This window comes from Celeribacter persicus, from assembly GCF_003050785.1.
Lineage (GTDB): Bacteria > Pseudomonadota > Alphaproteobacteria > Rhodobacterales > Rhodobacteraceae > Celeribacter > Celeribacter persicus.
Window position 1 is genome coordinate 57717 of the sequence record NZ_QAOH01000009.1, and the last position, 26030, is coordinate 83746.

The 26030-nt window shown below is 59.3% G+C and carries 28 protein-coding genes; 14 read left to right on the plus strand and 14 right to left on the minus strand.

Annotated features, from left to right (window positions below; all coding sequences use genetic code 11):
• Nucleotides 1-48: 48 nt before the first annotated feature.
• The 6 genes from C8N42_RS12720 to C8N42_RS21635 all read left to right on the plus strand — a co-directional run bounded on the left by C8N42_RS12720 (nt 49) and on the right by C8N42_RS21635 (nt 4746).
• Nucleotides 49-843 carry a polysaccharide pyruvyl transferase family protein gene (locus C8N42_RS12720; protein ID WP_107816950.1) on the plus strand — a complete coding sequence of 265 codons (795 nt, stop codon included), beginning with the start codon at nt 49-51 and terminating at the stop codon, nt 841-843.
• 147 nt (nt 844-990) lie between these two features.
• Complete coding sequence (locus tag C8N42_RS12725) at nt 991-1770, plus strand: succinate dehydrogenase iron-sulfur subunit (RefSeq protein WP_107816951.1); 780 nt, start codon at nt 991-993, stop codon at nt 1768-1770.
• Nucleotides 1771-1894: 124 nt separating this feature from the next.
• Entirely contained in the window at nt 1895-2521 is a 627-nt protein-coding gene (locus tag C8N42_RS12730) for a sulfotransferase (RefSeq protein WP_107816952.1), read from the plus strand.
• 118 nt (nt 2522-2639) lie between these two features.
• Nucleotides 2640-4064, plus strand: coding sequence for a cell envelope integrity protein CreD (gene creD, locus C8N42_RS12735; protein WP_107816953.1), 1425 nt, complete (start codon nt 2640-2642; stop codon nt 4062-4064).
• A gap of 159 nt (nt 4065-4223) precedes the next feature.
• Nucleotides 4224-4418, plus strand: a complete 195-nt coding sequence (locus tag C8N42_RS12740; protein WP_107816954.1) for a hypothetical protein — start codon at nt 4224-4226, stop codon at nt 4416-4418.
• A gap of 157 nt (nt 4419-4575) precedes the next feature.
• Nucleotides 4576-4746, plus strand: a complete 171-nt coding sequence (locus C8N42_RS21635; RefSeq protein ID WP_170109298.1) for a hypothetical protein — start codon at nt 4576-4578, stop codon at nt 4744-4746.
• 52 nt (nt 4747-4798) lie between these two features.
• Here C8N42_RS21635 and C8N42_RS12745 read toward each other — a convergent pair whose 3' ends face one another.
• Together C8N42_RS12745 and deoD are read right to left on the minus strand one after the other, a co-directional pair.
• Nucleotides 4799-5788, minus strand: coding sequence for an aldo/keto reductase (locus tag C8N42_RS12745; protein ID WP_342747972.1), 990 nt, complete (start codon nt 5786-5788; stop codon nt 4799-4801).
• Nucleotides 5785-6495, minus strand: a complete 711-nt coding sequence (gene deoD, locus C8N42_RS12750) for a purine-nucleoside phosphorylase (RefSeq protein ID WP_107816955.1) — start codon at nt 6493-6495, stop codon at nt 5785-5787. Before deoD ends, C8N42_RS12745 begins: the two co-directional genes overlap by 4 nt.
• A gap of 66 nt (nt 6496-6561) precedes the next feature.
• Here deoD and C8N42_RS12755 point away from each other — a divergent pair, with 66 nt between their 5' ends.
• Nucleotides 6562-7092, plus strand: a complete 531-nt coding sequence (locus C8N42_RS12755; protein WP_107816956.1) for a DUF4329 domain-containing protein — start codon at nt 6562-6564, stop codon at nt 7090-7092.
• A 3-nt stretch (nt 7093-7095) separates the two neighbouring features.
• On the opposite strand, the gene C8N42_RS12760 is transcribed toward C8N42_RS12755, so the two are convergent.
• The gene (locus tag C8N42_RS12760) at nt 7096-9090 is read right to left on the minus strand and encodes a protein meaA (RefSeq protein ID WP_107816957.1); all 1995 of its coding nucleotides are present in this window, start codon (nt 9088-9090) and stop codon (nt 7096-7098) included.
• 390 nt (nt 9091-9480) lie between these two features.
• On the opposite strand from C8N42_RS12760, the gene ccrA reads away from it, so the two are divergent.
• From ccrA to C8N42_RS12780, 5 genes are all read left to right on the plus strand, one after another.
• Entirely contained in the window at nt 9481-10761 is a 1281-nt protein-coding gene (gene ccrA, locus C8N42_RS12765) for a crotonyl-CoA carboxylase/reductase (protein WP_107816958.1), read from the plus strand.
• 313 nt (nt 10762-11074) lie between these two features.
• Nucleotides 11075-11284, plus strand: coding sequence for a hypothetical protein (locus tag C8N42_RS21390; RefSeq protein ID WP_146168272.1), 210 nt, complete (start codon nt 11075-11077; stop codon nt 11282-11284).
• Nucleotides 11238-11951 (plus strand): helix-turn-helix transcriptional regulator, encoded by a 714-nt coding sequence (locus tag C8N42_RS12770; protein WP_107816959.1) that lies wholly within the window; start codon nt 11238-11240, stop codon nt 11949-11951. Before C8N42_RS21390 ends, C8N42_RS12770 begins: the two co-directional genes overlap by 47 nt.
• Before the next feature lie 159 nt (nt 11952-12110).
• Nucleotides 12111-12749: an acyl-homoserine-lactone synthase gene (locus C8N42_RS12775; RefSeq protein ID WP_107816960.1), complete on the plus strand. Its 639-nt coding sequence runs from the start codon at nt 12111-12113 to the stop codon at nt 12747-12749.
• Between the two features lie 41 nt (nt 12750-12790).
• Nucleotides 12791-14347 (plus strand): ATP-dependent DNA helicase, encoded by a 1557-nt coding sequence (locus C8N42_RS12780; protein WP_107816961.1) that lies wholly within the window; start codon nt 12791-12793, stop codon nt 14345-14347.
• On the opposite strand, the gene C8N42_RS12785 is transcribed toward C8N42_RS12780, so the two are convergent.
• The 10 genes from C8N42_RS12785 to C8N42_RS12830 all read right to left on the minus strand — a co-directional run bounded on the left by C8N42_RS12785 (nt 14344) and on the right by C8N42_RS12830 (nt 23050).
• Complete coding sequence (locus C8N42_RS12785) at nt 14344-15090, minus strand: TIGR02186 family protein (protein ID WP_107816962.1); 747 nt, start codon at nt 15088-15090, stop codon at nt 14344-14346. The genes C8N42_RS12780 and C8N42_RS12785 overlap by 4 nt on opposite strands.
• Nucleotides 15090-15998 (minus strand): sulfite exporter TauE/SafE family protein, encoded by a 909-nt coding sequence (locus C8N42_RS12790; protein WP_107816963.1) that lies wholly within the window; start codon nt 15996-15998, stop codon nt 15090-15092. Before C8N42_RS12790 ends, C8N42_RS12785 begins: the two co-directional genes overlap by 1 nt.
• Nucleotides 15999-16129: 131 nt before the next feature.
• The gene (locus C8N42_RS12795; RefSeq protein WP_107816964.1) at nt 16130-17092 is read right to left on the minus strand and encodes an ABC transporter permease; all 963 of its coding nucleotides are present in this window, start codon (nt 17090-17092) and stop codon (nt 16130-16132) included.
• Nucleotides 17093-17095: 3 nt separating this feature from the next.
• The gene (locus C8N42_RS12800) at nt 17096-18193 is read right to left on the minus strand and encodes an ABC transporter permease (RefSeq protein WP_107816965.1); all 1098 of its coding nucleotides are present in this window, start codon (nt 18191-18193) and stop codon (nt 17096-17098) included.
• A complete protein-coding gene (locus C8N42_RS12805) occupies nt 18190-19791 on the minus strand; it encodes an ABC transporter ATP-binding protein (protein WP_107816966.1) in 1602 nt (533 codons plus the stop codon). The genes C8N42_RS12800 and C8N42_RS12805 overlap by 4 nt, the downstream gene beginning before the upstream one ends.
• Before the next feature lie 12 nt (nt 19792-19803).
• Nucleotides 19804-20793 carry a BMP family lipoprotein gene (locus C8N42_RS12810; protein WP_107816967.1) on the minus strand — a complete coding sequence of 330 codons (990 nt, stop codon included), beginning with the start codon at nt 20791-20793 and terminating at the stop codon, nt 19804-19806.
• Between the two features lie 223 nt (nt 20794-21016).
• Nucleotides 21017-21463 carry a GNAT family N-acetyltransferase gene (locus C8N42_RS12815; RefSeq protein WP_245890113.1) on the minus strand — a complete coding sequence of 149 codons (447 nt, stop codon included), beginning with the start codon at nt 21461-21463 and terminating at the stop codon, nt 21017-21019.
• A gap of 20 nt (nt 21464-21483) precedes the next feature.
• Nucleotides 21484-22047 carry a NifU family protein gene (locus C8N42_RS12820; protein ID WP_107816968.1) on the minus strand — a complete coding sequence of 188 codons (564 nt, stop codon included), beginning with the start codon at nt 22045-22047 and terminating at the stop codon, nt 21484-21486.
• Between the two features lie 83 nt (nt 22048-22130).
• Nucleotides 22131-22595 (minus strand): DUF2267 domain-containing protein, encoded by a 465-nt coding sequence (locus C8N42_RS12825; RefSeq protein ID WP_107816969.1) that lies wholly within the window; start codon nt 22593-22595, stop codon nt 22131-22133.
• Nucleotides 22595-23050, minus strand: coding sequence for a universal stress protein (locus C8N42_RS12830; protein ID WP_107816970.1), 456 nt, complete (start codon nt 23048-23050; stop codon nt 22595-22597). Before C8N42_RS12830 ends, C8N42_RS12825 begins: the two co-directional genes overlap by 1 nt.
• A gap of 408 nt (nt 23051-23458) precedes the next feature.
• Between C8N42_RS12830 and C8N42_RS12835 the strand changes: the two genes are divergently transcribed.
• Complete coding sequence (locus C8N42_RS12835) at nt 23459-24043, plus strand: L,D-transpeptidase (RefSeq protein WP_107816971.1); 585 nt, start codon at nt 23459-23461, stop codon at nt 24041-24043.
• Between the two features lie 70 nt (nt 24044-24113).
• On the opposite strand, the gene trpS is transcribed toward C8N42_RS12835, so the two are convergent.
• Entirely contained in the window at nt 24114-25130 is a 1017-nt protein-coding gene (gene trpS, locus C8N42_RS12840; RefSeq protein WP_107816972.1) for a tryptophan--tRNA ligase, read from the minus strand.
• 78 nt (nt 25131-25208) lie between these two features.
• Here trpS and C8N42_RS12845 point away from each other — a divergent pair, with 78 nt between their 5' ends.
• On the plus strand, nt 25209-25907 hold the full coding sequence (locus C8N42_RS12845; protein ID WP_107816973.1) for a rhomboid family intramembrane serine protease: 699 nt from the start codon (nt 25209-25211) through the stop codon (nt 25905-25907).
• Nucleotides 25908-26030: the final 123 nt, after the last annotated feature.

Consider the following 26030-nt stretch of genomic DNA (forward strand, 5'->3'; position numbering starts at 1 on the left):
TTGTGGTCGCTCTGGGGAGCGACCACAAAACTGATCGGGAGCCATGTGATGCCGTTGAGAACCTATTGGTGGGCTGCTACCCCGAACTTCGGCGACAGGATTACCGAGGATGTGGTGGCGTATGTCTCCGGTCAGGAGATCAAGCGTGAAAATGCTGCAAATGCAGACATTTTCGCGATCGGCAGTATCATGCTCGATGTCCGGCGCGGGATCCGGCGCGGGAATGAAGGACAACCTTGGATCTGGGGTTCCGGTGCGTTGCGCCCGATGAATACCGATTTCGTCGATCATATCCGCGTTGCAGCGGTGCGGGGACCGATCACGCGTGAAATTCTCGGTCTGAAGACGGATGTATTCGGAGATCCGGGGGTGCTGATGTCGCTGGTTCTCGACGAGAAAATCGCGAAGACGGGCAGGATCGGGGTCATTCCACATTTCACGAAAATCTCGGAAACCGCCGAACGACTGGCCGGGCTTGGCGATGAAGTGATGATTATCGACCCGGCACAGGAAAATCATCTTGATGTGGTGCGCCAGATTGCAGGCTGCGAGGCGGTATTTTCGTCGAGCCTGCACGGTCTGATCGTCGCGGATGCCTTTGGTGTTCCGAACGTCTGGCTCGATCCTGATGGTAACCATGACTGTGCGCGGCTGAAATTTTACGATTATGCCGCAGGGGTCGGGCGCGTCCTGCCGTTGCCGATCCCGGTGGAGCAGATCGAACATGTGCTGGAAACGGGCGTCGCCCCGATCTCATATGCGGATGGTGTGAAACAGGCACAGGTGCGGCTTGTGGAGGCTTTTCCGGAAGAGCATAAATGTAAGAGGGCAATCTATGCCTGACGCACTCCTAACAAGGTATCTCATCGGACGGGACGCACGGACATCCGTCATATTGCGCTTTCGGTCCGATATTGTTGCCAAACCGCTGGCAGCTACGAAACTTAACTCATTGCCGGTTGGTCCGGCGTCAAACTAGGGGAACAGGCCATGGTTCAGTTTAACCTTCCCAAAAATTCCAAGATCGTGACGGGCAAGACCTGGCCGAAGCCTGAGGGCGCGACCAATGTCCGCAAGTTCCAGATTTATCGCTGGAACCCGGATGACGAGAAGAACCCGTCGGTGGACACCTATTTCCTCGACATGGACAAATGCGGTCCGATGGTTCTCGACGCGCTGATCAAGATCAAGAATGAGATCGACCCGACGCTGACCTTCCGCCGGTCCTGTCGCGAAGGCATCTGTGGCTCCTGCGCAATGAATATCGACGGGATCAACACGCTGGCCTGTATCTACGGTCTCGACGAGATCAAGGGCGACGTGCGCATCTTCCCGCTGCCGCACATGCCGGTGGTGAAAGACCTGATCCCGGATCTGACGCATTTCTATGCCCAGCACGCCTCGATCATGCCCTGGCTTGAGACCAAGACCAACCGTCCGGAAAAAGAATGGCGTCAGTCCATCGAGGATCGCAAGAAACTCGACGGTCTTTATGAATGCGTGATGTGCGCCAGCTGCTCGACCTCCTGCCCGAGCTACTGGTGGAACGGCGACAAGTATCTTGGACCGGCCGCACTCCTGCACGCCTACCGCTGGATCATCGACTCGCGCGACGAGGCCACCGGCGAGCGTCTTGATGATCTGGAAGACAGCTTCAAGCTTTACCGCTGCCACACCATCATGAACTGTGCGAAAACCTGCCCGAAGGGTCTGAACCCGGCGGCCGCAATCGCGCATATCAAGAAGATGATGCTCGAACGGGCTCACTAATATAGAGCGTGTTCGGTGAAAGCGTAACGTGCTCACGGCTTCTTGGACGATCAAACAAGCGCGTTCCCATAAGGAGCGCGCTTGCCTGTTATTAATGACATCCCTGAATGGAGTTTAGACAGAAATGTCCCGATCGCCTGATCGCCCCAAGGTTTTCATTCTGGGGTTTAACAAAACCGCGACTACGGCGCTGCACCAATGGTTCAAGCTGTCAGGCTATCGGTCCTTTCACTGGGGCGAACTCCCAAAGAAAAACAAACCGGGGCGCTATCTGGCGAATATCCTGATTTCAAATATCACCTGTGGACGTCCGCCTCTGGAAACGATTGAAGATTTTGACTGTTATTCCGAATTTTCAAATGTGCGGGATGATTATTTTCTCGAGGCAAATTATTTTTTCGATAAACTCTACGAGGCCTATCCGAATGCCTATTTCATCCTGAACACACGTTCCACTGAAAGTTGGATCAGATCCAGAATCCGCCATCAGTCCAATGGATTCGGCTCTTTTATCGACAGGGCGCTTCGCGCGATGGGGCAGAGACAGGACGTTCTTGAGCGGCATTGGGAAGCATATAAACCGCAGTTTGAGGCTCGGATGCGTGACTTTTTTGCAGAACGTCCGGAAGCCCGGTTCTGCGAATACCACATCACGCAGGACAGGCCGGAAAAACTCATCGCATTTCTGCAAGAGCACTATACCCTGCCGTTGGAAAATTTCGGCGTTCATAATGCGGAAGCGACGGCCTGACCTCTGTGCCGTTTACCCTGTCGGTCCAACTCGGCGGGGTTTTTCTTTGCGTGCTTCTCCCCCTTGAACCAGAGTTTGCGGCTCGGCATCGTTTGCCTGACTGTTTAAGGAGTCCTCTATGCGCAAATCCATCGGAGCCCGGTTTCTGATCGTCGGCTTGCTGACGCTTTTGATGTTTATTCCGTTGTTCTTTGTCTCCGACATTGTGCAGAGCCGGAAGAACTATTCGCAAAACACATTGCGCGAGGTCGGACGCGAATGGGGCGGCGAGCAGGTGATTGCGGGGCCGATGCTGGTCATTCCGGTCGAGGAAACCGTGGAGCGTATAGAGCGGGAAGCGGTCATCAATCCGGAAACCGGGGAGGTCGTACTGGACACCGATGGCACTCCGCGCCAGCGGCAGGTGACGCGCAAGGTCACGGTGAATCGCGATCCGATTTATGTCTATCCGGGGCGGTTCGATGTGGCCATCGACACCAGGACGCAAATCCGCCACCGTGGTATTTTCTCTGTGCCGGTGTATCAGGCGGCTATTGAGATGGGGTTCGATTTCCCTTGGGACCAGATCGCGTCTCAGGCGGTGAATGATGAGGTCATCCTTTGGGATCAGGCCGAGTTGATCCTGTCGCTGTCGTCGAATGCCGCGCTGCGCGGGCAGGCGGTGCTGAGTGTGGATGGGACGGAGGTGCCGCTCGAACCGATTGCCTCTGCCGACGAGGCGGCAGGGATCATGGCGGCTTTGGGCGACCCGCGTGGCAAGAGCGAGTATAAGCTGACGCTCGGGGCCAATGGGGCGCAATTGCTCCAGATCGCACCTGTCGGACGCCAGAGTGTGGTAACGCTCTCCTCGGATTGGCCGCACCCGAGTTTCCGCGGTGCATTTTTGCCGGACGGATCAGAGATTTCCGACGCCGGATTTTCGGCAACATGGACCATCCCGCACCTGGCGCGCACGCTGCCGCAGATGACGCGGGAGGATTACACCCGGGCGCTGCGTTATGGTATGGCCTTCGGGGTCGATTTCATCGAACCGAACGATTTCTATCAAAAGTCCTATCGGGCGGCGAATTATTCGATTCTGTTCATCGCGCTGACCTTCCTCACCGTTCTGTTGGTGGAAAAGGGCACGGAGCGCCCGGCGCATCCGGTGCAATACATTCTCATTGGGCTGGCGCAGTCGATTTTCGTCCTGCTGATGGTGGCCTATTCCGAACAGATCGGATTCGGTCCTGCATATGCCCTCTCCGCCGGTGCGACCGTGGCGCTTTTGACCTTCTTCGGAGCTGTGGGGCTGAAACTCGGGCGGCGCACGGCGGTGCTGGGGGTGATGCTTCTGGTGCTTTATGGTGTGCTCTATCTGATCCTGCGCTCTGCGGATTATGCGTTGCTTGCAGGGGCGTCTCTGGCTTTTGTCGCCTTGGCCGCGACCATGTATTTCACGCGCAACGAGGATTGGTACGGGCCGGAAGGCACGGGCTTCTGGGGGCGCAAACGCAAAGCCGTCGCAGCCGTGACGTCACAAGAGCCCGGGCCAAAACCGTAACGGAACCGTGCTTTCCCAATTCGGGTGCCGGAGGCTAAAGCGTTTCGCATTAAATCTTAACCACAGATTTAGTGTGAAACGCTCACACCGTTTATATGTTGTACCGCGTTTTGCTTTTTCCCTGTTTCAGATAAAAAGAAAAACGCTTTATGAGAGGGCATGCTGTTCCTCGTCCCTCTCATCGTCATCGCGCTTTACGTCGGCATGTATCTCATGCGCTCCAATAAGACCGGCGCATGCCGCTGGCGACAGATTGGCAAGGATGAGAACGGCGTGCGCTGGCGCTGTCCGGTCTGTGGCGCAGAGGCCGAGACCGAAGAGGGGGAGCCTAAGTTCTGCGGCGGGCGGGAATAGCACGCGTCTCTGAAAACTCCTGAAAGATGTATCCCCGGCGCTGCGTTGCAGCATGCGCATGACGACTATGCGCCATATGGGGGCTGTCACAGGTGGCGTTGCGGCATACCTATGTGCGCAAGGGAGGGCCCAAAGGACCCTTAACGGAGACTGACACATGACCCTGCACGACGCGAAACTGAAAGACGCCGCCGCGAAAGAGACCACGATGAAAGTCTCCGAATGGCTGGAATACTATGCACCGTCCACCCCGGCGGTGAACACCGGCGAGCAAATGGCACCACGCAAGCTGGACGTGCTCGACCAGATGTACGCCTATTACGAATAAGGCATCGCCTGATCGTTTGAGTGAAAAAGCCCCTCGCGGGGCTTTTGTCATTTCAGCAATAGCGTTCGACGCCGACCATTTGTGCGTCGGCATAGCGGTCGCCCGCCGCCCAGCCCGCAGGCAGAATCTGCTCGATTTCCCAAAGATCGTCCTCCGAGAGGCCGATTTCTCCCGCATCGGCCCAGTCGGCGAGGTGTTCTTTCGTCCTCGTGCCGGGGATCGGGATGAGGTGATCACCCTGATGCAGCACCCATGCGAGCGCCAGTGCAGGTGTAGAGACGCCCTTTTTCGCGGCATAGGTTCGGAATGCGCGGATATACTCCATGTTTTCCAACCAGTTTTGGCCCATGAAGCGCGGGTTCGATTTGCGGAAATCACTGTCGTGGAAAGCGGCGGGGTCGAGATCGGCGACACCCAGCGCCCCACGCGCGATGGGGGAGAAGGGGACGAAGGTAATGCCCAGCTCCTCGCAGGTCTGGATCACGCCCAACTCAGGCTGACGGGTCCAGAGCGAGTATTCGTTTTGGACGGCAGTAACAGGCACGACCTTGTGCGCACGGCGAATGGTCGAGGGCGCAACCTCGGAAAGGCCCCAGGCGTCGATCAATCCCTCTTCGATGAACTTACCCATGGTCTCGGCGACTTTCTCGACGGGAAGTTCCTGTTGCCGACGGTGGATGTAGTAAAGCTCGACCTTGTCGCGATTCAGCTTTTCGAGCGAGCTTTCCAGCTCGGCGCGAATGTAATCTTCCTCATTGTTGAACGCGCGGGGCGGTCCGGGGATGATGCCGACTTTGGTCGCAAGCGTCACCTGCGCACTGCTTTCCTTGAGGTACTGGCCGATGATCCGTTCGGAACGGCCCATGCCATAGAGATTCGCGGTGTCCCAGAAGTCGATGCCCGCGGCCTCGACTGCGGCGAGGGTTTCGAGCGAGGTCTCGTCATCGGCCGCGCCGAAGAACCCTGCGAAGCTCATGCAGCCAAAGCCGATGGCGCTCACCATCGGGCCATTTGCGCCGAGCTGGCGCTTGGGCATGCTCATGCGAAAGCCGCCTCAAGCGCGATCTCGACCATGTCGCCAAAGCTCCTCTCGCGTTGATCGGACGGAAGCGCCTCATGTGTCAGCAAGTGATCGGACACGGTCATCACACCCAATGCGCGGACGCCATGACGGGCGGCGACGGTGTAAAGCTCGGCGGCTTCCATTTCGACACCGAGGATGCCGTGGCGGATCATCACCTCATCGAGGTCGGGACGCTCGGCATAGAACACGTCGGAGGAATAGATATTGCCGACATGCACGCCGGTGTCTTTCTGACGCGCGGCGGCAACGGCGGCTTCCAGAAGACCGTAATCGGCACAGGGTGCGTAGTTGATTTCCTTGAAAAAACCAGCGGACGGCGTCGTGCCCATGGTGGTCGCGGTCATGGCGATGATCACGTCGCGCACCTTGATATGATGCTGCATCGCGCCGCAGGAGCCGATGCGGATCAGCGTTTTGGCGCCGTACTCCGTGATCAACTCATTGGCGTAGATCGAGATCGAGGGCATTCCCATGCCGGAGCCGTGGATGGTGACGCGGTTGCCCTTGTACGTGCCGGTGAAGCCAAACATGCCGCGCACTTCGTTCACCAGCTTGATGTCCTCAAGATAGGTTTCTGCGGCCCATTTGGCGCGGTAAGGATCGCCCGGCATCAGGACGGTTTCGGCAATATCGCCCGGCTGGGCGGAAATATGGGGGGTCGGCATGGTCCGTATCCTCGTGGTAAACCTCTTTGGAGGGTATAAAGCCAGCCCGTGCAGGGATTGTATAGGATGCAGAGACCGATTTTTTTGCTTGCCGCTTTGGGGTCGGTGATCTTGAGCGCGGGGGCGCAGGCACGGGACGGTGCAGAGCTTCGCCTGGTCAAAGCGCTGTTTGCCGAGGTGCAGCCGCTCTCGATCCGAAAGAACCGGGAATATTGCGGGTATATCGGGTTGACTGCGGAGGGGACGCTGAAAGCCACCCAGCCGAAGCGTGGCGGGAAATATGGTTGTCGTCCCGGTGATCCGGTGGAGCTTGCCGTGGTGACGGCCTCTTATCACAGCCATGGGGCTTTCGTATCTGGTTATGCTTCTGAAACGCCCTCGGTCGATGACATGGAGGCCGATGAGAGCGAGGGTATCGACGGCTGGGTCGCAACGCCCGGCGGGCGGCTTTGGTACATCGACACGACGGAGATGGTGGCAGCACAGGTTTGTGGTCTGCACTGCCTGCCTTGGGATGCGAAATTCGACCCGGAGGATATGGGGCCTGTCGCGGAAAGCTATTCCTACGATGCGCTCGTCACTTACTTCGACGAGTGAGGATCACTCTGCGGCTTTGGAGGCCGGATCGACCAGTGCAACGATGTCGAACATAATGCGATTGAGTTCGAAATCCTTCGGCGTGTAGACGCGGGCAACCCCGATGGAGCGCAGATAGGTGGCATCCTCTTCGGGGATGATGCCGCCTGCGACCACCGGAATATGTCCCAGTCCCGCCTCTTTCATCTGACGCATCAGCTCTTCGATCAGCGGAATATGCGAGCCGGACAGGATCGACAGGCCAACCACATGAGCGTCATCGGCTTTGGCGGCGGCAACGATTTCGGCCGGGGTCAGGCGGATGCCCTCATAAGCGATGTCCATACCGCAGTCGCGAGCGCGGGCGGCGATCTGTTCGGCACCGTTGGAATGCCCGTCGAGGCCGGGTTTGCCAACGAGGAACTTGAGCTTGCGGCCCAGAGATGCGGACACGCGAGCGACCTCTTCGCGGATCTCGTCCAAGCCTTCGGTGCGGTTCGACGGGTTGGTCGAGACGCCCGTGGGGCCGCGATACTGGCCGAAGGCCGCGCGCACCACATCTCCCCATTCGCCGGTCGTCGCGCCCGCTTTCGCGGCTTTGATCGAGGCAGGCATGACGTTGACGCCGCTGGCCGCCGCCTCGCGCAACTCCTTGAGTGCGGACTGCACGGCTTGCTCGTCGCGGCTCTCGCGCCATGCGGTGAGGCGCGCGATCTGATCGGCCTCGGCCTCCGGATCGGCCTTCATGATGCCGCCATCGCCCGCTGTAAGTGGCGAGGGCTCACCCGTGGTCCACTTGTTCACACCGACGACAACGGTCTCGCCCGCCTCGATCCGCGCGATGCGTTCGGCATTGGCCTCCACGAGACGCGATTTCATATATTCGATCGCCTCGATCGCGCCGCCCATACTGTCGAGCGTTTGCAACTCGGCCCGTGCGCCCTCTTTCAGTTCCGCAACCTTGCGCTCCACGGCGGGGTTGTTGTCGAAGAGGTCTTCATATTCGAGAAGGTCGGTTTCATAGGCGAAAATCTGTTGCATGCGCAGCGACCATTGCTGGTCAAAAGGCCGGGGCAGGCCGAGCGCCTCGTTCCAAGCCGGAAGCTGCACCGCGCGGGCGCGGGCCTTTTTCGACAGGGTTACGGCCAGCATTTCGATCAGGATGCGGTAAACGTTGTTCTCCGGTTGCTGCTCGGTGAGGCCCAGCGAGTTGACCTGCACCCCGTAGCGGAAGCGGCGGAATTTCGGGTCCTCGACGCCGTAACGTTCACGGGTGATCTCGTCCCAAAGCTCCACGAAGGCGCGCATCTTGCACATCTCGGTGACAAACCGGATGCCTGCGTTCACGAAAAACGAAATCCGCCCGACCATGGTCGGAAAGGCCTCCGCAGGCACTTTCTCTTTCAGGTCGTCCAGAACGGCGATGGCGGTTGCCAAGGCGAAGGCAAGTTCTTGCTCCGGCGTCGCACCGGCCTCTTGCAGGTGATAGGAGCAGACGTTCATCGGGTTCCATTTCGGCAGGTGCTCGCGCGTGTAGGCGGCGACATCCGTGATCATCCGCAGCGACGGGCGGGGCGGGCAGACATAGGTGCCGCGGGAGAGATATTCCTTGATGATGTCGTTCTGAACTGTGCCCTGAAGCCTGGAAATATCCGCGCCCTGTTCTTCCGCGACGGCGATATAAAGCGCCAGAAGCCAAGGCGCGGTCGCGTTGATCGTCATCGAGGTGTTCATCTGCTCTAGCGGAATCTGGTCGAACAGCATCCGCATGTCGCCCAGATGCGCGACCGGCACGCCGACCTTGCCGACTTCGCCTTTCGCCAGTTCGTGATCGCTGTCATAACCCGTTTGCGTGGGCAGATCGAAAGCGACGGAGAGGCCGGTCTGGCCCTTGGACAGGTTGGTACGATAAAGCGCGTTGGAGGCCTTGGCCGTGGAATGCCCCGCATAGGTGCGGAAGAGCCAGGGACGATCTTTGGTGAGGGGATCCTTTTTCACCTCATGTGCCGTGTCGGTCATCGCAAACCTCCCATTCGTGTGTTTATCTTGTTGCGTGCAACAATATTTCTCAGGACGTTTTATGCGTGGAATAATGTGCCAATGTCAATTCGCCGCGTCGCGGCAGAGCAGGAAAATTTCATGATTTGCCTTGTGACGTAAGGATATTTCTCTGATGATTTTCGAATAACATTGTTGATTTCTTTGGATTTATCTTATTTTTCTGCATTTGCTCGGTTATATAATTTCAAAAATGATTGCTATAGCATTGCATAATTTCACTTAGGCGCGTATCACCATGTCAGTGCGCCGCGATTCTGCATCGCGGCACGGGAGGGTGTTCCAAGGCGGGCTCAACCGGGATCAGAAGCGCGATCCGACGCGGCCTTGGGAAGAACTGGAGGACATGACATGGCGCTCGACACCAACCAGCCGGTCTATGAGGTCGAAGAGAAAGAGCTCTACGAGATCGGGGAAATCCCGCCGATGGGCTATGTGCCGCCGAAGATGTACGCTTGGGCGATCCGGCGTGAACGCCACGGCGAGCCGGAAACCTCCTTCAAGAACGAGGTGGTGGACACACCGAAGCTGGACAGCCACGAGGTGCTTGTCCTCGTGATGGCGGCGGGTGTGAACTACAACGGTATCTGGGCCGGTCTCGGTGTGCCAATCTCGCCTTTTGACGGCCATGGCGCCGAATATCACATCGCGGGTTCCGATGCTTCGGGTATCGTCTGGGCGGTTGGCGACCGTGTGAAGAACTGGAAAGTTGGCGACGAGGTTGTGATCCACTGCAATCAGGACGATGGCGACGACGAGGAATGTAACGGTGGCGATCCGATGTATTCGCCGTCCCAGCGAATCTGGGGTTACGAGACGCCGGACGGATCGTTCGCGCAGTTCACCCGTGTTCAGGCGCAGCAACTTCTGCCGCGTCCGAAGCATCTGAGCTGGGAAGAGAGCGCCTGTTATACGCTGACTCTGGCGACCGCCTACCGGATGCTCTTCGGTCATGCGCCGCACGATCTGAAGCCCGGCCAGACGGTTCTGGTCTGGGGCGCTTCGGGCGGTCTCGGCTCCTTCGCGATCCAACTTGCCAAGGCGGCGGGCGCGCATGCGATCGGGGTGATCTCCGGTGAGGACAAGCGCGATTTCGTCATGGGGCTAGGCGCGAAAGGCGTGATCAACCGTAAGGAGTTCGATTGCTGGGGGCAGTTGCCCAAGGTGAACACGCCGGAATATGCCGCGTGGTTCAAAGAAGCACGTCGGTTCGGCAAGGCGATCTGGGACATCACCGGCAAGGGGAACAACGTCGATATGGTGTTCGAACACCCCGGTGAGGCGACTTTCCCGGTGTCTTCCTTCGTTTGCAAGAAGGGCGGCATGGTGGTGATCTGTGCCGGGACCTCCGGGTTCAACTGTACCTTCGACGTGCGTTACATCTGGATGCATCAGAAGCGCTTGCAGGGGTCTCACTTCGCCCACCTGAAACAGGCCGCCGCAGCCAATCGTCTGGTGATCGAGGAAAAAATCGACCCCTGCATGTCGGAAGTGTTCAGCTATGAAGATATTCCGGCGGCACATATGAAGATGCTGAAAAACCAGCACAAACCGGGCAACATGGCAGTTCTGGTGCAGTCGCCGAAAACCGGGCTTCATACGTTGCAGGATGTACTTGACGCTGGAAAATAAGATCTTCCTGAGAGGGGCGCAATCCCCGTGCAATGTCCCGCCCTCGTTATGAGAGGGCGGGATTTTTTTTGGCTGTTAGAGGGGCGCAACTATCGGTTGATTTTGCCTCTGCGCCTCGATGCGGCTTCGCAAATCCTGAAATCCTCCGCATCTCAACGAGCAATCTCGTGAAAATTAACGGAATATTTGAATTCATCCGGTTACGTGAACTTACCTCACCATTTATGGGGAGGGTGAAACCGCGAATATCAAAATGCAAAATCCATGCCTAAAGTTGAAAATACACCCATCCGAATGCCGAAAGAGGGTTTACATGCGCAACGATTGGATTCTTGATGTACTCACAGATCTGCGGACTTTCGCGGAACAGAACGGGCTGACAACGAGCGCGGAACAGCTCGCCGATACCTGTCTTGTTGTGGCCGCAGAACTGTCGAACAGGGATCAGGCCGCGTTGTCGGAACAGGCGGGGGTGCATGGCGACGGAGTTGCAAGACTTTCTGGAGGTTATTCAGCAAGTTGACACGTTTGAGAGGTTTCAGGAGGCGACCGTCGGGTTGCGCGATCTCCTGAATATTACTCATGTTGTTTACCATTGGGTAAACAGTGTCGGGGAACGCTTCGGCGCGGGCACCTACTCCTCGGAATGGGTCGATCGCTATCTCGAAAAAGATTACCTGCGCATGGACCCGGTGCTGTTCGGTTGTTTCCAGCGCTTCACGCCGGTCAACTGGAAGCAGCTCGACTGGTCCTCCAAAGCAGCAAAAGCCTTTTTTCGCGATGCGCTGGATCACGGGGTCGGCAATCAGGGCTACACAATCCCATTGCGTGGCCCGAATGGTCAGTTCGCGCTTCTGACCCTCAGCCATAATGCCACGGATGATCAATGGGAGCGTTTCATCACGCGCTACGAACGTGATCTGATGATCGTCGCGCATGAGTTCAACAAGAAGGCCCTGTCTTTCGATGCGCCGGGAGATGTGCAGAGTGGTCCGACCTTGTCGCCCCGGGAAACCGCCGCCATTACGTTGATCGCCAAGGGGTTTAGCCGTGGGCAGGCGGCGGCCGAGATGAGGATATCGGAGCATACCCTGCGGGTTTATATCGAATCTGCGCGGCACAAACTCGGGGCGATGAACACGACTCATGCCGTGGCTCGGGCTCTCTCCTTAGGGTTGATCATCATCTGAGTGCCGATTTACGTCAGGTTGCGCAGGATTTCTGCATAAAAAATGCTCTGGAGCGTGTTCCGGGATCTGTACGCGAATGGCGTACGCCCGGGGTAGTCTATGGTTAACTCTTGGACGCTAATGTCCAGTTGAGTTGACGGAGACAGGAGATATATCCCAATGCTGCGCTATATTTACGGACAAGACCTTTGCCATTTCCCGCTGCTGCGCGACACCATGTTCCGGGACCGCGCCGATCAGTTCAAACGCCGTCTCGGGTGGGACGTGCATGTCAATGCCGCAGGCGAGGAACATGATGAATACGACGAGATCAACCCGCTCTATGTGATCTGGCAAAAGCCCGATGGCACCCACGGCGGTTCGATGCGGTTCCTGCCGACGACGGGGAACACGATGGTGAACGATCATTTCCTGTTCCTGACCGATGGGGTGCGGATCGAAAGCCCGTTCATCTGGGAGTGCACCCGCTTTTGCCTCGCCCCCGGCGCGGATCGCCAGGTGACTGCCGCGCTCACGCTGGGTGCGGGCGAGATCATGGAGGAATTCCACCTCAAGCATTTCGTCGGTGTGTTCGACCCGCGGATGGAACGCATCTATTCGCTCATGGGGCTCAAGCCCGATGTGCTTGGCCGGTCCGGCGAGGGTCGGGAGGCGGTCGGTGTCGGGCTTTGGGAGATGCACGAAGAAGTGTTCGCACCGACGCTTGAGAAAGCCGGCATTGATCGCGAGACCTCGAAGCGCTGGTTCCGTGACGCCTTCGATCATCCCTATGTCGAGGATCAGCGTGCCATCGCCTGATCCCTCTGGCGCCCCGTGCGGGGGACCTTTATGGTCCCCCCATGACGCTGACCTTCTCCTCCGATCAGGCCGAAGCCTTTGATGCCATCGCCGCAATGCTCGCACGTGTGGGTGTCGATTTGGAGGATGGTGTCATCACGCCGCAGGCCACGGTGACGAGCCAGCTCTGCGCCGTGATCGGCAAGGCCGGTTCGGGCAAGACGCTTTTGCTTTCCGAGCTGTACAAGGCGCTTGATGCCGCCGGGGTGGAGATCGTCTCCGGCGACTGGGAGGGCAAGAGGCGCAAGGAGCGTCGCACACTGGCGATCCTCGCACCGACCAACAAGGCGGCTTCGGTGCTGCGCGCACGCGGCGTGCCTGCGACGACGATCCACCGCATTCTCTACACGCCGGTCTATGACCCGGAATATGAGGCGATTGCGGAATGGCTGGCGGGCAATGGTGACCGGCCGGACCTAGAGGGTTTGCAGATCGAAGGGCTCACGGACGCGGCGCTCGACCGGGCCTATGCGTTTTACCAGAACCACAAATCCATTCCCGGCGCGTTGGCGGCGGCGGGGCTTCGGGGTTCGGATTTCATCACCGGCTGGAAACGCCGCGAAGACCCGCTCGACATCGGATTCATTGATGAAAGCTCGATGCTGGACAAGCGTCAGTTCGAGGATTTGCAGGAAATCTTTCCCACACTCGTGCTGTTCGGCGACCCGGCGCAGCTTGCGCCGGTGAACCAGTCGGGTGAGATGGTGTTTGAGAGCCTGCCCGAGGAAAAGCAACACGTTCTGCACCGCATTCACCGGCAGGAGGCGGATAACCCGATCCTGGATCTCGCCCACGCACTCGCGGACCCGAACCTCGGGTTCGAGCAATTCGAACGGATGATCGAAGACGCCGCCCGGCGCGACGACCGGGTGGTTTATGCCAGCCGGGTCGAAAGCGATCTGATGGCGCGCTCTCCGGTGCTCGTCTGGCGCAACGCGACGCGCATTCGGCTCATTCAGGCATTTCGCAAGGTGTTCGATGCGCCCGACGATGCGCTTTTGCCCGGTGAGCCGCTGATCTGTGACGGCATCGAGCTACCGATGAAGCACCGCAAGAAGCGGCTCGATCTCGAAGCACGCGGACTGATCAAAGGCGCGCAGGTTGTCTATCTCGGCCCCGGTCGTAAACCCGGTTTCTCGCGCCTGCATGTGATGGGGGCGGAAGATCCGAACATCTCGGCGGCCTCCATCGTAAAGATCGAATTTCCCGACGAGGAGGAGCCCTTTATCCCCTATGCTGCGCGCATGGGGGCGGCGTTCCTGCATGGTGCGGCGGTCACGATCCACAAGGCGCAGGGCAGCCAGTGGCAGAATGTGCAGGTCTTCGCGCCCGATCTCTACGCTGCCGCGCGCGCAGGGCGGACGGAGGCGGGCATCCCCTTGTGGAAACGTCTGGCTTATGTGGCGATCACACGGGCGGAAACGCGGCTGTTCTGGGTCACGCGATCCATGTTGGCTAAACCTTCCGGGCCGCTTTCGGTGGCCGATCTTACGGCAAAAACCGCAGCGCCTCTGACGCTGGAGCCACAGGCAGATATGGGATTTGAAGACGGGCTTTAACGCCGGATCAGACGGAACAATTCGGATGCGCCCCAGCCGGACAGTGCCGCGATCGCCAATGCCATGATGCCGTAAAGCAGCGCCTGCGAATAGGCGAGGTTGTAGAGCCAGCGCTCGATCCCGACCTTCTGGACATTGATCGAGGTGCCGTAGCTGTCGATCACCTCACCGTTGCGCAACAGGAAAATCCGCGTGTTATAGGCCCCTTCGACGATGTTGGAGGGCAGGGCGATGGAGGTGTCAAAGAGGGTGTCTGCGCTCAACTCGACCTCGCCTTCGCGGGTGCGGTAGAGATCTGCCTTTTCACGTAGCTCAATGAGCGCCTCGCGTGCCGGATGGCCACGCATGCCGGGCAGAACGCGTTTGTCATCGGTGATTTTCCACAGGCTGTCGGTCAGCGGCGGGAGAATATCGGCAAGCGGACGGGTCGTCGCAACGGTGTAGAATGTCGGCGAGTGGCCCATCACCTGCGCCTCCACATTGATCCAGATGCCATAACGGCGGTCCTTGCGCCGGATGGTCTCGACCCGTTCCGGCCCCGACACGGTGATGATCACGTCGAGCGGGCTGTCTTCCGGGGCGGGCCGGTCGCGTTTCACGGCGCCGAAGACAAGGATTTCCGAACCGTCGAAATTGGCGTTCACCGAGACGCGGGTCTGGCTCAGGGCGGCAATGACCTGTTCGGCTTGCGCGCCGAGTGGCAGGAGGCAGAGAAGGAGGAGGGCGACAATCCGATGCATCATCACGACCCCAGCGAATAGAGGTCTTTGGGCGGGATCAGAAGGTCAATCCCGAGCTTGAGACAGACGGCGAGCACAAGCAGGGCGAGCGCGATGCGGAGCTGTTCGGCCTTGAGCTTGAGACCGATCTGGGTGCCGATCTGCGCACCGATGACGCCGCCGACCAGAAGGAGGAAGGCCAGAAGCACATCGACCGTGTGGTTCGTGTAAGCGTGCAGAAGCGTGGTGAACCCGGCGGTGAAAATGATCTGGAACAGGGAGGTGCCGATCACCACCTTGGTCGGCATGCCGAGGATGTAGATCATCGCGGGCACCATGATGAAGCCACCGCCGACCCCCATCACCGCGCCGAGCATGCCCACCATGACACCGACGGCAATGGGCGGGATGGCGGAAATATAGAGCCCGGAGGCGCGGAATTTCATCTTGAAGGGCAGGGTATGAACCCAGAGATGTTTCTTGCGCGCCGGACGTCCGCCGGGGCGGCCCTTGGCACGTTTGATTGCCCGGATCGACTCGATCAGCATGAGAAAGCCGATGATGCCGAGGAAGACGACGTAGCACAGGGTCACGAGCAGATCGACCTGACCCATGGCCTTGAGCAGGTTGAAAATCTGGATGCCGATGGCGGAGCCGACAAGGCCCCCTGCCAAAAGCACAAAACCCATCTTGAGATCGACAGTCTTGCGTTTGAAATGCGCAAGTACGCCCGAGACTGAAGAGGCGACGATCTGATTGGCGGAAGTGGCCACGGCGACGGCGGGGGGGATGCCGACGAAGAACAGCAGGGGCGTGATGAGAAAACCGCCACCGACGCCGAACATGCCCGAGAGAACGCCGACGATGCCGCCCAGCCCTAAAAGGGTGAAGGCGTTGACCGAGACTTCTGCGATGGGGAGGAAAATCTGCATGTGGCTCAGGCTTTCGCGGCGTGTTTCTTCCAGCAATGCAATGATTTGCAGGGCGCGTCAAATGCTGAGCCGTGAGGATGGAACAAAAAACGGGCCTGAAGGCCCGTTTTCGCAAGTGTCGAAATTCTGTTTCAGCGTTCCTTCACATAGGATTGACCGCTGGCGCGCGGCGGGATCGCCTTGCCGACGAAACCGGCGAGGATGATCACGGTCAGGATGTAGGGCAGGGCCTGCATGAACTGCACGGGGATCACGATATCGCCCAAAGCGATGGACTGATATCGGTTGCCTATGGCTTCCAGAAGGCCGAAGAGCAGTGTCGCCCAGAGTGCATACCACGGACGCCATTTGGCGAAGATCAGTGCGGCAAGCGCGATATAGCCCCGACCCGCCGACATATCCTTGACGAAACCTGCCGCCAGAGAGGCGAGGTAGGTGCCCGCGAGACCGCAGAGCACACCCGCGATCACAAGTGCTGCGTAACGCAGGCGCACGACGGAAATCCCGGCGGTGTCCACGGCACTGGGGTTTTCCCCCACGGCGCGCAGACGCAGACCGAAGCGGGAGCGATAGAGCACCCACCAAGATAATGGCACCGAGAGAAGCGCCAGATAGGTGAGCGCCGTGTGGCCGGAGATCAACTCGTCATAGGCCGGACCGATGACCGGGATTTTCGCCAGTGCCTCGGAGAAGGGCAGGGTCCATGGGCTGAACCGCTCGGCCCCGTTGAGCGAGGGGGTGCGCCCGCCAAGCTGGAACCAGCTTTGACCCACGACGACGGTGAGACCGGCGGCAAGGAAGTTGAGGGCCACGCCGGAAATGAGTTGATCGCCCTTGAAGGTGATTGAGGCGAGCCCGTGGATCATGGAGAAGGCGAGCGAGCCCGCGATGCCTGCCAGAAGCCCGATCCAGATCGAGCCGGTGACGGCGGCGGCGGCGCTGGAAAGGAAGGCGGCGGCAAGAAGCTTGCCCTCAAGACCGATGTCGACGACACCCGCGCGCTCGGAGAAGAGCCCGGCGAGACAGGTCAGAAGCAGGGGCGTCGCGAGACGCACGGAGCTGTCGAGGATCTGGATGATCGTGAGATAGTCCATCTCTTACGCCTCCTTCTTTTTGCTGAACGCGAGGAACAGCTTTTCGAGCGGCACCCGCACCATGTTGTCGAGCGCACCGGTGAACATGATCACGAGCGCCTGAATGACGACGACCAATTCGCGTGGGATCGATTCCCAGAACGCCAGTTCCGCACCGCCCTGATAGAGAAATCCGAACAGGATCGAGGCGAGGAAGATGCCGATGGGGTGATTGCGGCCCATCAGTGCCACGGCGATGCCGATGAAGCCTGCGCCTTCGACGGCGTTGTCGATGAGGCGCTCGGCCTCGCCCATGACGTTGTTGATTGCCATGAGACCCGCCAGCGCGCCGGAGATCAGCATGGCGATGATCACGATCCGCGCGGGGTTGATACCCGCGTATTTCGCTGCCGTTTCCGATTGCCCGTAGGCCCGGATTTCATAACCGAGCCGGGTGCGCCAGATCAGGAAATAGAAGGCGACGGAGGCCAGAATGGCGACGAGGAAGGACATGTTCGCCGGTGCGTTTTTATTGAAATTGATGCCGAAGGGGGCAAGCATTTCATGGAAGGTCGGCAGGTGAGCCCCGGCCGGGAACCGCGCGCTCTCGGTCAGCATGGAACCGGGAACTTTCAACACGTTCAACAGCACATAGCCCAAAAGGGCCGCGCCGATATAGTTGAACATGATCGTGGTGATCACGATATGGCTGCCGCGCTTCGCCTGAAGCCACGCCGGGATGAAGGCCCAGGCGGCACCGAAGAGCGCGCCGCCGATCATCGCTGCCGGAAGCGCGAGCGCCCAGTGCGGCCACGGTACGGCAAGGCAGACGAGCGTAACGCCAAGCCCGCCCAATGTTGCCTGCCCCTCGCCGCCGATGTTGAACAGGCGCGCGTGATAGGCGACGGCCACAGCAAGGCCGGTAAAGATGAAATTCGTGGCGTAATAGAGCGTATAGCCGACGCCCTGGGTCGAGCCGAACGCGCCCTGTACCATGGTCTTGATCGCCACGAAGGGGTCTTTGCCGATGGCCCAGATCACCACTCCGGAAAAGAAGAAGGCGATCAGGATGGAGATCAGCGGAATGAGGACGGCATCCGCCCATTTCGGCATTTTGCTCATTTCTGTGCCCCCGCTTCTTCCGTCTTCTCATCGGTGATCCCGGCCATCAAAAGACCAAGTTCCCCTTCGTTCGTTTCCGCAGGTCTGCGCTCGCCCATGATCTGACCGTCGAACATGACGATGATCCGGTCGGAAAGAGACAAAATCTCGTCGAGTTCCACGGAGACGAGGAGGATCGCCTTGCCCTGATCGCGGAGCGCCACGATCTGTTGGTGGATGAATTCGATCGCGCCAATATCGACGCCACGGGTCGGCTGGCCGACCAGCAAGAGGTCCGGGTTGCGCTCGATCTCGCGGGCCAGCACGATTTTCTGCTGGTTGCCGCCGGAAAACGATTTGGCCTCAAGCTTCGGGTTCGGTGGGCGGACATCGAATTTGTCCATGCTCTTCTGGGTCATTGCCTTGATCCCGGCATTGTCCATCAAAAGCGCGTTTTTCTGATATTCCGGAGCATGGTGATAGCCGAACACCATGTTTTCCCAAGCCTGGAATTCGAGGATCAGACCCTCGTCATGGCGATCCTCCGGCACATGGGAAATGCCGCGTGCGCGCCGGGTCTGGCCGTTCGAGTGCTTGCCGGAGAGGTCGATCTCCTGACCGTTTATGAGGATTTTTCCAGTGCCACTCATGTAACCGCCCAGCACTTCGAGAAGTTCGGTCTGACCGTTGCCCGCGACGCCAGCGATGCCGAGAATTTCGCCTTCACGGACCTCGAAGGACACGCCTTTGACACGCTCGACCTTCTGTTCGTCGACGACGCGCAGGTTCTCGATCTGCACCACCGGTTTGCCCGGCGTAGCGGGTTTCTTGTCGACGCGGAGCAAAACCTTGCGCCCGACCATCAGTTCGGCAAGCTCCTCGGGCGAGGTCTCTGCGGTCTTTACGGTCGCGGTCATCTCGCCACGCCGCATCACGGACACCGTGTCGGTGATCTCCATGATCTCGCGCAGTTTGTGGGTGATCAGGATGATCGTCTTGCCCTGTTCTTTCAGCCCTTCGAGAATGCGGAAGAGGTGATCGGCCTCGGCGGGTGTCAACACGCCCGTGGGTTCGTCGAGAATCAGGATATCCGCCTGCCGATAGAGCGCCTTGAGAATCTCGACCCGTTGCTGGTGGCCCACGGAGAGGTCTTCGATCAAGGCGTCGGGATCGACGGAAAGTTCATATTCGTCAGAGAGTTGCTCCAAAAGCTTGCGGGCTTTTGCCAGCGAGGGCTTCAACAGTCCGCCGTCTTCGGCGCCGAGAATCACATTCTCCAGAACGGTGAAATTCTCCACCAGTTTGAAATGCTGAAAAACCATGCCGATGCCAGCGGCAATCGCGGCCTGACTGTCGGTGATATGGACCTCTTTGCCGTTGATGAGGATCTGGCCGCTGTCGGCCTTGTAGAACCCGTAGAGGATCGACATCAGCGTGGACTTGCCCGCGCCGTTCTCGCCGATGATGCCATGAATCGAGCCCTTGGCCACCGATATCGCGATGTCCTTGTTGGCCTGTACCGGGCCGAACGCTTTGGAAATCCCGCGCAGTTCGATTGCGGGGGCGGATGCGGTGGGGGCGACAGTTTCCTGCCGCCCCGCCTCGTTCTGAACGCTCATGCGCGACCTGCCTCAGTAAGCCGGGCAGGTTTCGTCGGTCATGTAGTCGTGCACCACGACCTCACCGGAGATGATTTTCGCGGTGGCATCGTCCATCGCGGCTTTCATTTCCGGGGTGATCAGGGCTTCGTTGTATTCGTCGATGGCGGCTCCGACGCCGTCATTGGCGAGACCCATCACGAAGATGCCGGGTTCGAGGTCTTCGCCCTGCATGAAGGCGTCATAAACTGCGTTGTCCACGCGCTTGACCATCGAGGTCAGGACGTGACCCGGTTGCAGGTAGTTCTGGTTGCTGTCCACACCGATGGCGAGCATGCCTTCGTCGGCAGCGGTTTGCAGAACACCGAGACCGGTGCCGCCAGCCGCCGCGAAGACCACTTCGGAGCCAGCCGCTTTTTGCGCACGGGTCAGTTCGCCGCCCTTCACCGGGTCGTTCCAGGCCGCGGGCGTGGTGCCGGTCATGTTGACGATGACCTTGCCCTCGGGTTTCACGGATTTGAAGCCCTGAGCGTAGCCGCAGGCGAATTTGGAGATCAGCGGGATGTCCATGCCGCCGACGAAGGAGACGGTATCGCCTTTCGCTGCGTAAGCGGCGGCGACGCCCACGACGTAGGAGCCTTCATGTTCGTTGAACACCACGGAGCGCACGTTCGGCGCGTCCACGACCATGTCGATGATGGTGAATTTCGTGTCCGGGAAATCGGCCGCGACGGTTTCCAGCGCGGTGGCAAATGAGAAGCCCGCCATCACGATCGGGTTGAAACCGTTTTCGGCGAAGCGGCGCAAAGCCTGTTCACGCTGGGCGTCGGATTGCAATTCGACGTCACGATAGGTGCCACCGGTTTCGGCTTTCCAGCGCTCGGCCCCGTTGTAAGAGCTTTCATTGAAGGATTTATCGAACTTGCCACCGAGGTCGAAGATGATCGCAGGTTCGGCCATAGCGGCACCAGAGGTGAGTGCCAGAGTGGCCGCCGCGCCGAGAAAGCTTTTCATCAGGGTCATGGTAATCTCCCGTTAGGTACTTGTATTGGGGCCGCCCCATGCCATCCCGGAAGAACCCGGCAAGACAGACACGTCACGGCCCGTGTCTAAACGCACGAAATGCGCGCCTTGGCCCGGATTAGGGCGTGTCCCTGTCCGGGGGTCAATACACATTTTACCATATTTGACCAATCGGTCGCAGTTCCGACGGGGATTGCGGTTCTACGCACAGTATAACGTTGGGTCACGTCTGTTTTATGCGCTTTGTGAACACCAGAGCGTCGATTTTCTCCCCATCCGGAGTAACGTAATAGCCTTTGCGTCGCCCGGATTCGCGATAACCTTCCGAGCGATAGAGAGAGATCGCGACCGTGTTGTCTGTGGCGACTTCGAGAAAGGCGTCCTCTGCTCCACGCACCAAAGCCTCCGCCTCGTAGCCTTGCAAGGCACGACGCCCGAGGTTGTGTCCACGGGCTTCTGGCGCCACGGCAAGAGTCAGAAGTTCAGTTTCGCCCGCCACCGCGCGACCCAAGGCGAAGGAGGGGCCTTCGCCTGTCACGAGAAATACAGCGGGGGAAGCAAGAAGGTCCGCGAACTCCGTCGCGGACCAAGGACGTGGTGTGGTGAAACAGGCCGCATGCAGAGCGGCCAAGTCTTCCGTGGTCAGTTCAGACACAGGTTTCAGGGTCACGGGGTTCAGGGACAGGGGCCTCAGGCCGCAACCGGGCGCACTTCGAGCACTTCGGGGATGTAATGCCGCAACAGGTTCTCGATGCCCATTTTCAGGGTGAGCGTCGAGGAGGGGCAACCGGCGCAGGCACCCTGCATATGCAGATAGACAATGCCGCGATCGAAGCCGTGGAAAGTGATGTCGCCACCGTCCTGCGCCACGGCCGGACGCACGCGGGTGTCCAGAAGTTCCTTGATCTGCTGGACGATCTCGCTGTCCGGGCCATCGTGATCGGCATGACCGGCGGGGGCGGTGTTTTCGCCTTCCATGACCGGATCGCCGGACTGGAAATGCTCCATGATCGCACCGAGGATCGCCGGTTTCACATGGTCCCAATCGGTTGCCTCGTCTTTGGTGACGGTGACGAAATCGGAGCCGAAGAAGACGCCGCTGACATTGCCGACCTTGAAGATGCGCGACGCGAGCGGCGAGCTTGCGGCGGCGTCAGCCGTGGTAAAATCTGCGGTGCCGGTTTCCAGAACGGTCTGGCCGGGCAGGAATTTCAGCGTGGCGGGGTTCGGCGTGGATTCGGTCTGGATGAACATGGCGCGTATTCCTTAGTGATCAGGTCGGATATGCGCTTTCCAACGCTGAAAGTCAATATTTAGAACGGTTCTAAATAATAGCGTCAAATAATCCGCTGTTCAAGATCGCCGGGCGCGGCTCCGGGAACGTGCCAGAATGTCACCGCTTCGGGACCGATCTGCACCAGAACTCGTTCGAGGTCGCGGTGGTTGCAATGCCGCCAGAGCGCGTAAGCGGTGGCCTCGATCACGTTGAGCGGCGTGATGTTGTGTTCCTTGCGGACCGATTGCACCTCCCGGATCATCTCGGCCCGGCTGCCGAAAGGCAGAGGTACGGCATCGACCCGCCAGTTGTAGACCAGCATGGCGCGCAGCGTCGACGGGATGACATCGCCGAATGCGATCACCTGTGGCGGGGTCAGACGGCGGCGAAAACACTGCAACACCCCGTCCACGGCGGTGTAGGTCATGTTGTCGCTCTCCATGACATGACCCATGCGGTCCTTGGCGTCACTCAGGAAAGATTTGAATTCCTTTTCCGAGTGGCGATAAGTCCAGGGCATCGGCATCAGGTCACGGCCTCCAGCCGTTCTTTCGACATCTCACCGGGCACGAGCGTCATCGGGATTGGCAGAAAACCCGCCTGTTTCGACATCGCGGTGACCAGCGGGCCGGGGCCGGATTTCTCCGTGCCCGCCCCCAGAACCAGAACCCCGATAGAGGGGTCTTCCTTGATCTGGGAGAGAATCTCATGCACCGCTTCGCCTTCGCGGATCACCAGTTCGGGGTCAATGCCTTGGCGGTCGCGCATCCATTTGGCGAAAACCTCGTAATGGGCGACGATGCGCTCGCGGGTTTCCTCACGCATCAGATCGGCCACCCCGATCCAGTGGTTGAACTCTTCCGGCGGGATGATCGACAGGATGGTGACGCCCGCACCGGTCTTGGCCGCGCGCATGGCGGCAAAGCGCATGGCGTTGAGACATTCACGACTGTCATCGAGGATGACGAGAAACTTGCGCATTCTGGCCTCGGTCTTGGACACATCTGTGCCGGTCTGGGGCGATGATGACCGAGCGGGACGCCGGACGCAAGCGGCGCGCGTGTCGCGGATCACGGTGGACCACAAGAGAAACCCCCGGCGCGAGGCCGGGGGTCGTATGGAATCTGATCTGTCGGGGAAAAACGATCAGCTCGCAGGCATCGGGCGCGTAAGGGCAAGCGCCTCGGGCGGGGACGGGCCTGATTCTGATGACCTGCATCCTTTCAATACGGGGAGATTGAATCCCTTATGTGACATTGTGGCCGCGATTGCGGTTCCGGAGGCGGGTTAACTCCTTCGTGATTTGTGCTGAACGGTCGGGCTGAGGTTCATTCGGGGCAATTCGACGGGAACTCCCGAAACGCACAAAAAAGTATAGAGGACGATGTCATGAGCACGATGAAGCGACGCAGTTTTATTGCCGCTACGCTTGCCACACCTTTTCTGGCCCGCACGGCGCTGGCCCAGGAGATTGGCCTGACCCTGCCGGAAGAAGCCAAGGCCCCGCAAAACGCACGCAACAACATTTCGAGCTTTCGCACCATCGACTGGCGTGATCACTTCGAAGCCTTGGGGCAAGGGGCGATCGTGGCCGACACGGTGAGCCGCGCGCTGCATTTCTGGGACGCGGAAGGGGGCTACAAGCTTTACCCGACATCGGTCCCGATCTCGGAAGACCTCACGAAGCGTGGCTATACCTCGGTGATCAAGAAGGTGAAGAACCCGACCTGGACGCCGACGCCTTCGATGCGAGAACGCGATCCGAGCCTGCCGGTGACGGTGCCTGCGGGACCGGAAAACCCGCTGGGCGTGCGGGCGCTCTACCTGTCGTGGCAATATTACCGTATCCACGGCACCCATGACACGCGCAAGATCGGGCGGCGGTCCTCGGACGGCTGTATCGGGCTTTACAATGAGCAGATCGTCGATCTCTACGACCGGGTGACCGTGGGGACGCAGGTGAAGCTGATCTGAGTATTTCGGCACAAAGGAAACGAAAAGGGCGCCTCACTCGGGCGCCCTTTCTATTGGTGGATCGCTGCGTTCAGCGAACGAACCCCATAATCTCGAACGTCTTGTCGAGGATCGGATCGGCGATCTTTTTCGCTTTTTCCGCGCCCTTGGCGAGGATGCGGTCAATCTCTGCGGGGTCATTCATCAGGCGCGCCATCTCGGTTGAGATCGGCGCGAGTCTTTCGACCGCAAGCTCGGCGAGCGCCGGTTTGAAAAAGCCCCAGCCCTGACCGCCGTATTCCGCCAGAACCTCTTCGCCGGTCATATTGGCGAGACCCGCGTAGATATTGACAAGGTTGCGCGCCTCGGGACGGTTCGCAAGCCCTTCCATTTCTTCCGGCAGCGGCTCGGGATCGGTCTTGGCCTTTTTGAACTTCTTGGCGATGGTGTCCGCATCATCCGTCATGTTGACGCGTTCCATGTCGCTCTCGCCTGATTTGGACATTTTTTTGGTGCCGTCGCGCAGGTTCATCACCCGCATCGCCGGGCCTTCGATCACGGGGGTGCATTCCGGGAAGAAATCGACCTTGTAATCGTGGTTGAACTTGTTGGCGATGTCGCGGGTCAGTTCGACGTGTTGTTTCTGATCCTCGCCCACCGGGACGTGGGTGGCGTGATACAAGAGGATGTCGGCCGCCATGAGCGATGGGTAGGCGTAGAGACCGAGAGAGACGTTTTCGGCATTTTTGCCCGCCTTGTCCTTGAACTGCGTCATGCGGTTCATCCAGCCGACGCGCGCGACACAGTTGAACAGCCAGCCAAGCTCGGCATGGGCCGACACGCGGGACTGGTTGAACAGGGTCGACTTGTCAGGATCAATGCCCGCGGCGAGATACCCGGCGGCAACCTCGCGGGTGGCGTGGCGCAGGTCCTCGGGGCTTTGCCAGACGGTGATCGCGTGCATATCCACCACGCAATAGATGGTTTCGAACTCACCGCCCTGCATATCCACGAAGCGTTTGATCGCGCCGAGATAGTTGCCGAGGGTGAGCCCGCCCGAAGGCTTGATCCCCGAGAAGACGCGGGGGGTAAAGGCAGGCTTGTCCATCTGGAACTCCGTCACTGGATTAATAGGTGATCGTGGCTTACCTATGCGGGGCGAGAGCGTCAAGGAAAGGCCCGTTCAATGTCCGATGATCCCGAGTATTCCCGTCCCGAGGCACCGTTCAACGCTCTGCCGCCGATGGTTGTGGCGATTGCACTGGTGTTGGGCGCGGTCGAACTGCTGTTCCAGATCGGGTCCTTCGGGATTGTCGGAGGTCCCGATGCAATCGGTTGGCGCAATACGGCGATTCAGGATTTCGGTTTCTACGACTCGGTGTTCGAGCAGATGCGCAGTCTCGGCCTCTGGCCCTTCGAGCATGTGCGGCGCTTCTTCACCTATGCATTCGTGCATTTCTCGATGACCCATGCGTTGATGGCGATGGTGTTCATTCTGGCGCTGGGCAAGATGGTGGGGGAGACCTTTGGCAATCTTGCCGTGTTGATCATCTTCGTCGTCTCCACGCTCGCGGGGTCTCTGGCCTATGGGCTGTTGCTGACCGTCGAGCGTCCGCTGGCCGGGGCCTATCCGGCGGCTTACGGTTTTATCGGCGCCTATACGTTCATCCTCTGGCTGGGTCTCGGTGCGATGCAACAGAACCGGATGCGGGCCTTCACCCTGATCGGTTTTCTGATGGGGCTGCAACTGGTCTATGGCCTGCTGTTCGGTGGCTCTCCCGATTGGGTGGCCGATCTGGCGGGGTTTGTTGCCGGATTCGTCGTCGCGGGACTTCTGGTGCCGGGAGCATTCGGGCGGATCGTCGCACGGCTTCGGCAGAGGTGAGCGCGCTGGCGGTCGTGTCGAATGCTTTGCCGGAACAGTTCGTTAACAGGCATTAAGGTTAACCTGATTAACCTTAATGCGGGGTAAAGGGTAGCGAGGTGTTGGTGCGCGGGAGGTGAAGCG

Coding starts and splice junctions, on each gene's coding strand:
- C8N42_RS12720 (WP_107816950.1), top strand. CDS start 49: ATGCCGTTGAGAACCTATTGGTGGGCTGCTACCCCGAACTTCGGCGAC.
- C8N42_RS12725 (WP_107816951.1), top strand. CDS start 991: ATGGTTCAGTTTAACCTTCCCAAAAATTCCAAGATCGTGACGGGCAAG.
- C8N42_RS12730 (WP_107816952.1), top strand. CDS start 1,895: ATGTCCCGATCGCCTGATCGCCCCAAGGTTTTCATTCTGGGGTTTAAC.
- creD (WP_107816953.1), top strand. CDS start 2,640: ATGCGCAAATCCATCGGAGCCCGGTTTCTGATCGTCGGCTTGCTGACG.
- C8N42_RS12740 (WP_107816954.1), top strand. CDS start 4,224: ATGCTGTTCCTCGTCCCTCTCATCGTCATCGCGCTTTACGTCGGCATG.
- C8N42_RS21635 (WP_170109298.1), top strand. CDS start 4,576: ATGACCCTGCACGACGCGAAACTGAAAGACGCCGCCGCGAAAGAGACC.
- C8N42_RS12745 (WP_342747972.1), bottom strand. CDS start 5,788: ATGAGCATGCCCAAGCGCCAGCTCGGCGCAAATGGCCCGATGGTGAGC.
- deoD (WP_107816955.1), bottom strand. CDS start 6,495: ATGCCGACCCCCCATATTTCCGCCCAGCCGGGCGATATTGCCGAAACC.
- C8N42_RS12755 (WP_107816956.1), top strand. CDS start 6,562: ATGCAGAGACCGATTTTTTTGCTTGCCGCTTTGGGGTCGGTGATCTTG.
- C8N42_RS12760 (WP_107816957.1), bottom strand. CDS start 9,090: ATGACCGACACGGCACATGAGGTGAAAAAGGATCCCCTCACCAAAGAT.
- ccrA (WP_107816958.1), top strand. CDS start 9,481: ATGGCGCTCGACACCAACCAGCCGGTCTATGAGGTCGAAGAGAAAGAG.
- C8N42_RS21390 (WP_146168272.1), top strand. CDS start 11,075: ATGCGCAACGATTGGATTCTTGATGTACTCACAGATCTGCGGACTTTC.
- C8N42_RS12770 (WP_107816959.1), top strand. CDS start 11,238: ATGGCGACGGAGTTGCAAGACTTTCTGGAGGTTATTCAGCAAGTTGAC.
- C8N42_RS12775 (WP_107816960.1), top strand. CDS start 12,111: ATGCTGCGCTATATTTACGGACAAGACCTTTGCCATTTCCCGCTGCTG.
- C8N42_RS12780 (WP_107816961.1), top strand. CDS start 12,791: ATGACGCTGACCTTCTCCTCCGATCAGGCCGAAGCCTTTGATGCCATC.
- C8N42_RS12785 (WP_107816962.1), bottom strand. CDS start 15,090: ATGATGCATCGGATTGTCGCCCTCCTCCTTCTCTGCCTCCTGCCACTC.
- C8N42_RS12790 (WP_107816963.1), bottom strand. CDS start 15,998: ATGCAGATTTTCCTCCCCATCGCAGAAGTCTCGGTCAACGCCTTCACC.
- C8N42_RS12795 (WP_107816964.1), bottom strand. CDS start 17,092: ATGGACTATCTCACGATCATCCAGATCCTCGACAGCTCCGTGCGTCTC.
- C8N42_RS12800 (WP_107816965.1), bottom strand. CDS start 18,193: ATGAGCAAAATGCCGAAATGGGCGGATGCCGTCCTCATTCCGCTGATC.
- C8N42_RS12805 (WP_107816966.1), bottom strand. CDS start 19,791: ATGAGCGTTCAGAACGAGGCGGGGCGGCAGGAAACTGTCGCCCCCACC.
- C8N42_RS12810 (WP_107816967.1), bottom strand. CDS start 20,793: ATGACCCTGATGAAAAGCTTTCTCGGCGCGGCGGCCACTCTGGCACTC.
- C8N42_RS12820 (WP_107816968.1), bottom strand. CDS start 22,047: ATGTTCATCCAGACCGAATCCACGCCGAACCCCGCCACGCTGAAATTC.
- C8N42_RS12825 (WP_107816969.1), bottom strand. CDS start 22,595: ATGCCGATGCCCTGGACTTATCGCCACTCGGAAAAGGAATTCAAATCT.
- C8N42_RS12830 (WP_107816970.1), bottom strand. CDS start 23,050: ATGCGCAAGTTTCTCGTCATCCTCGATGACAGTCGTGAATGTCTCAAC.
- C8N42_RS12835 (WP_107816971.1), top strand. CDS start 23,459: ATGAGCACGATGAAGCGACGCAGTTTTATTGCCGCTACGCTTGCCACA.
- trpS (WP_107816972.1), bottom strand. CDS start 25,130: ATGGACAAGCCTGCCTTTACCCCCCGCGTCTTCTCGGGGATCAAGCCT.
- C8N42_RS12845 (WP_107816973.1), top strand. CDS start 25,209: ATGTCCGATGATCCCGAGTATTCCCGTCCCGAGGCACCGTTCAACGCT.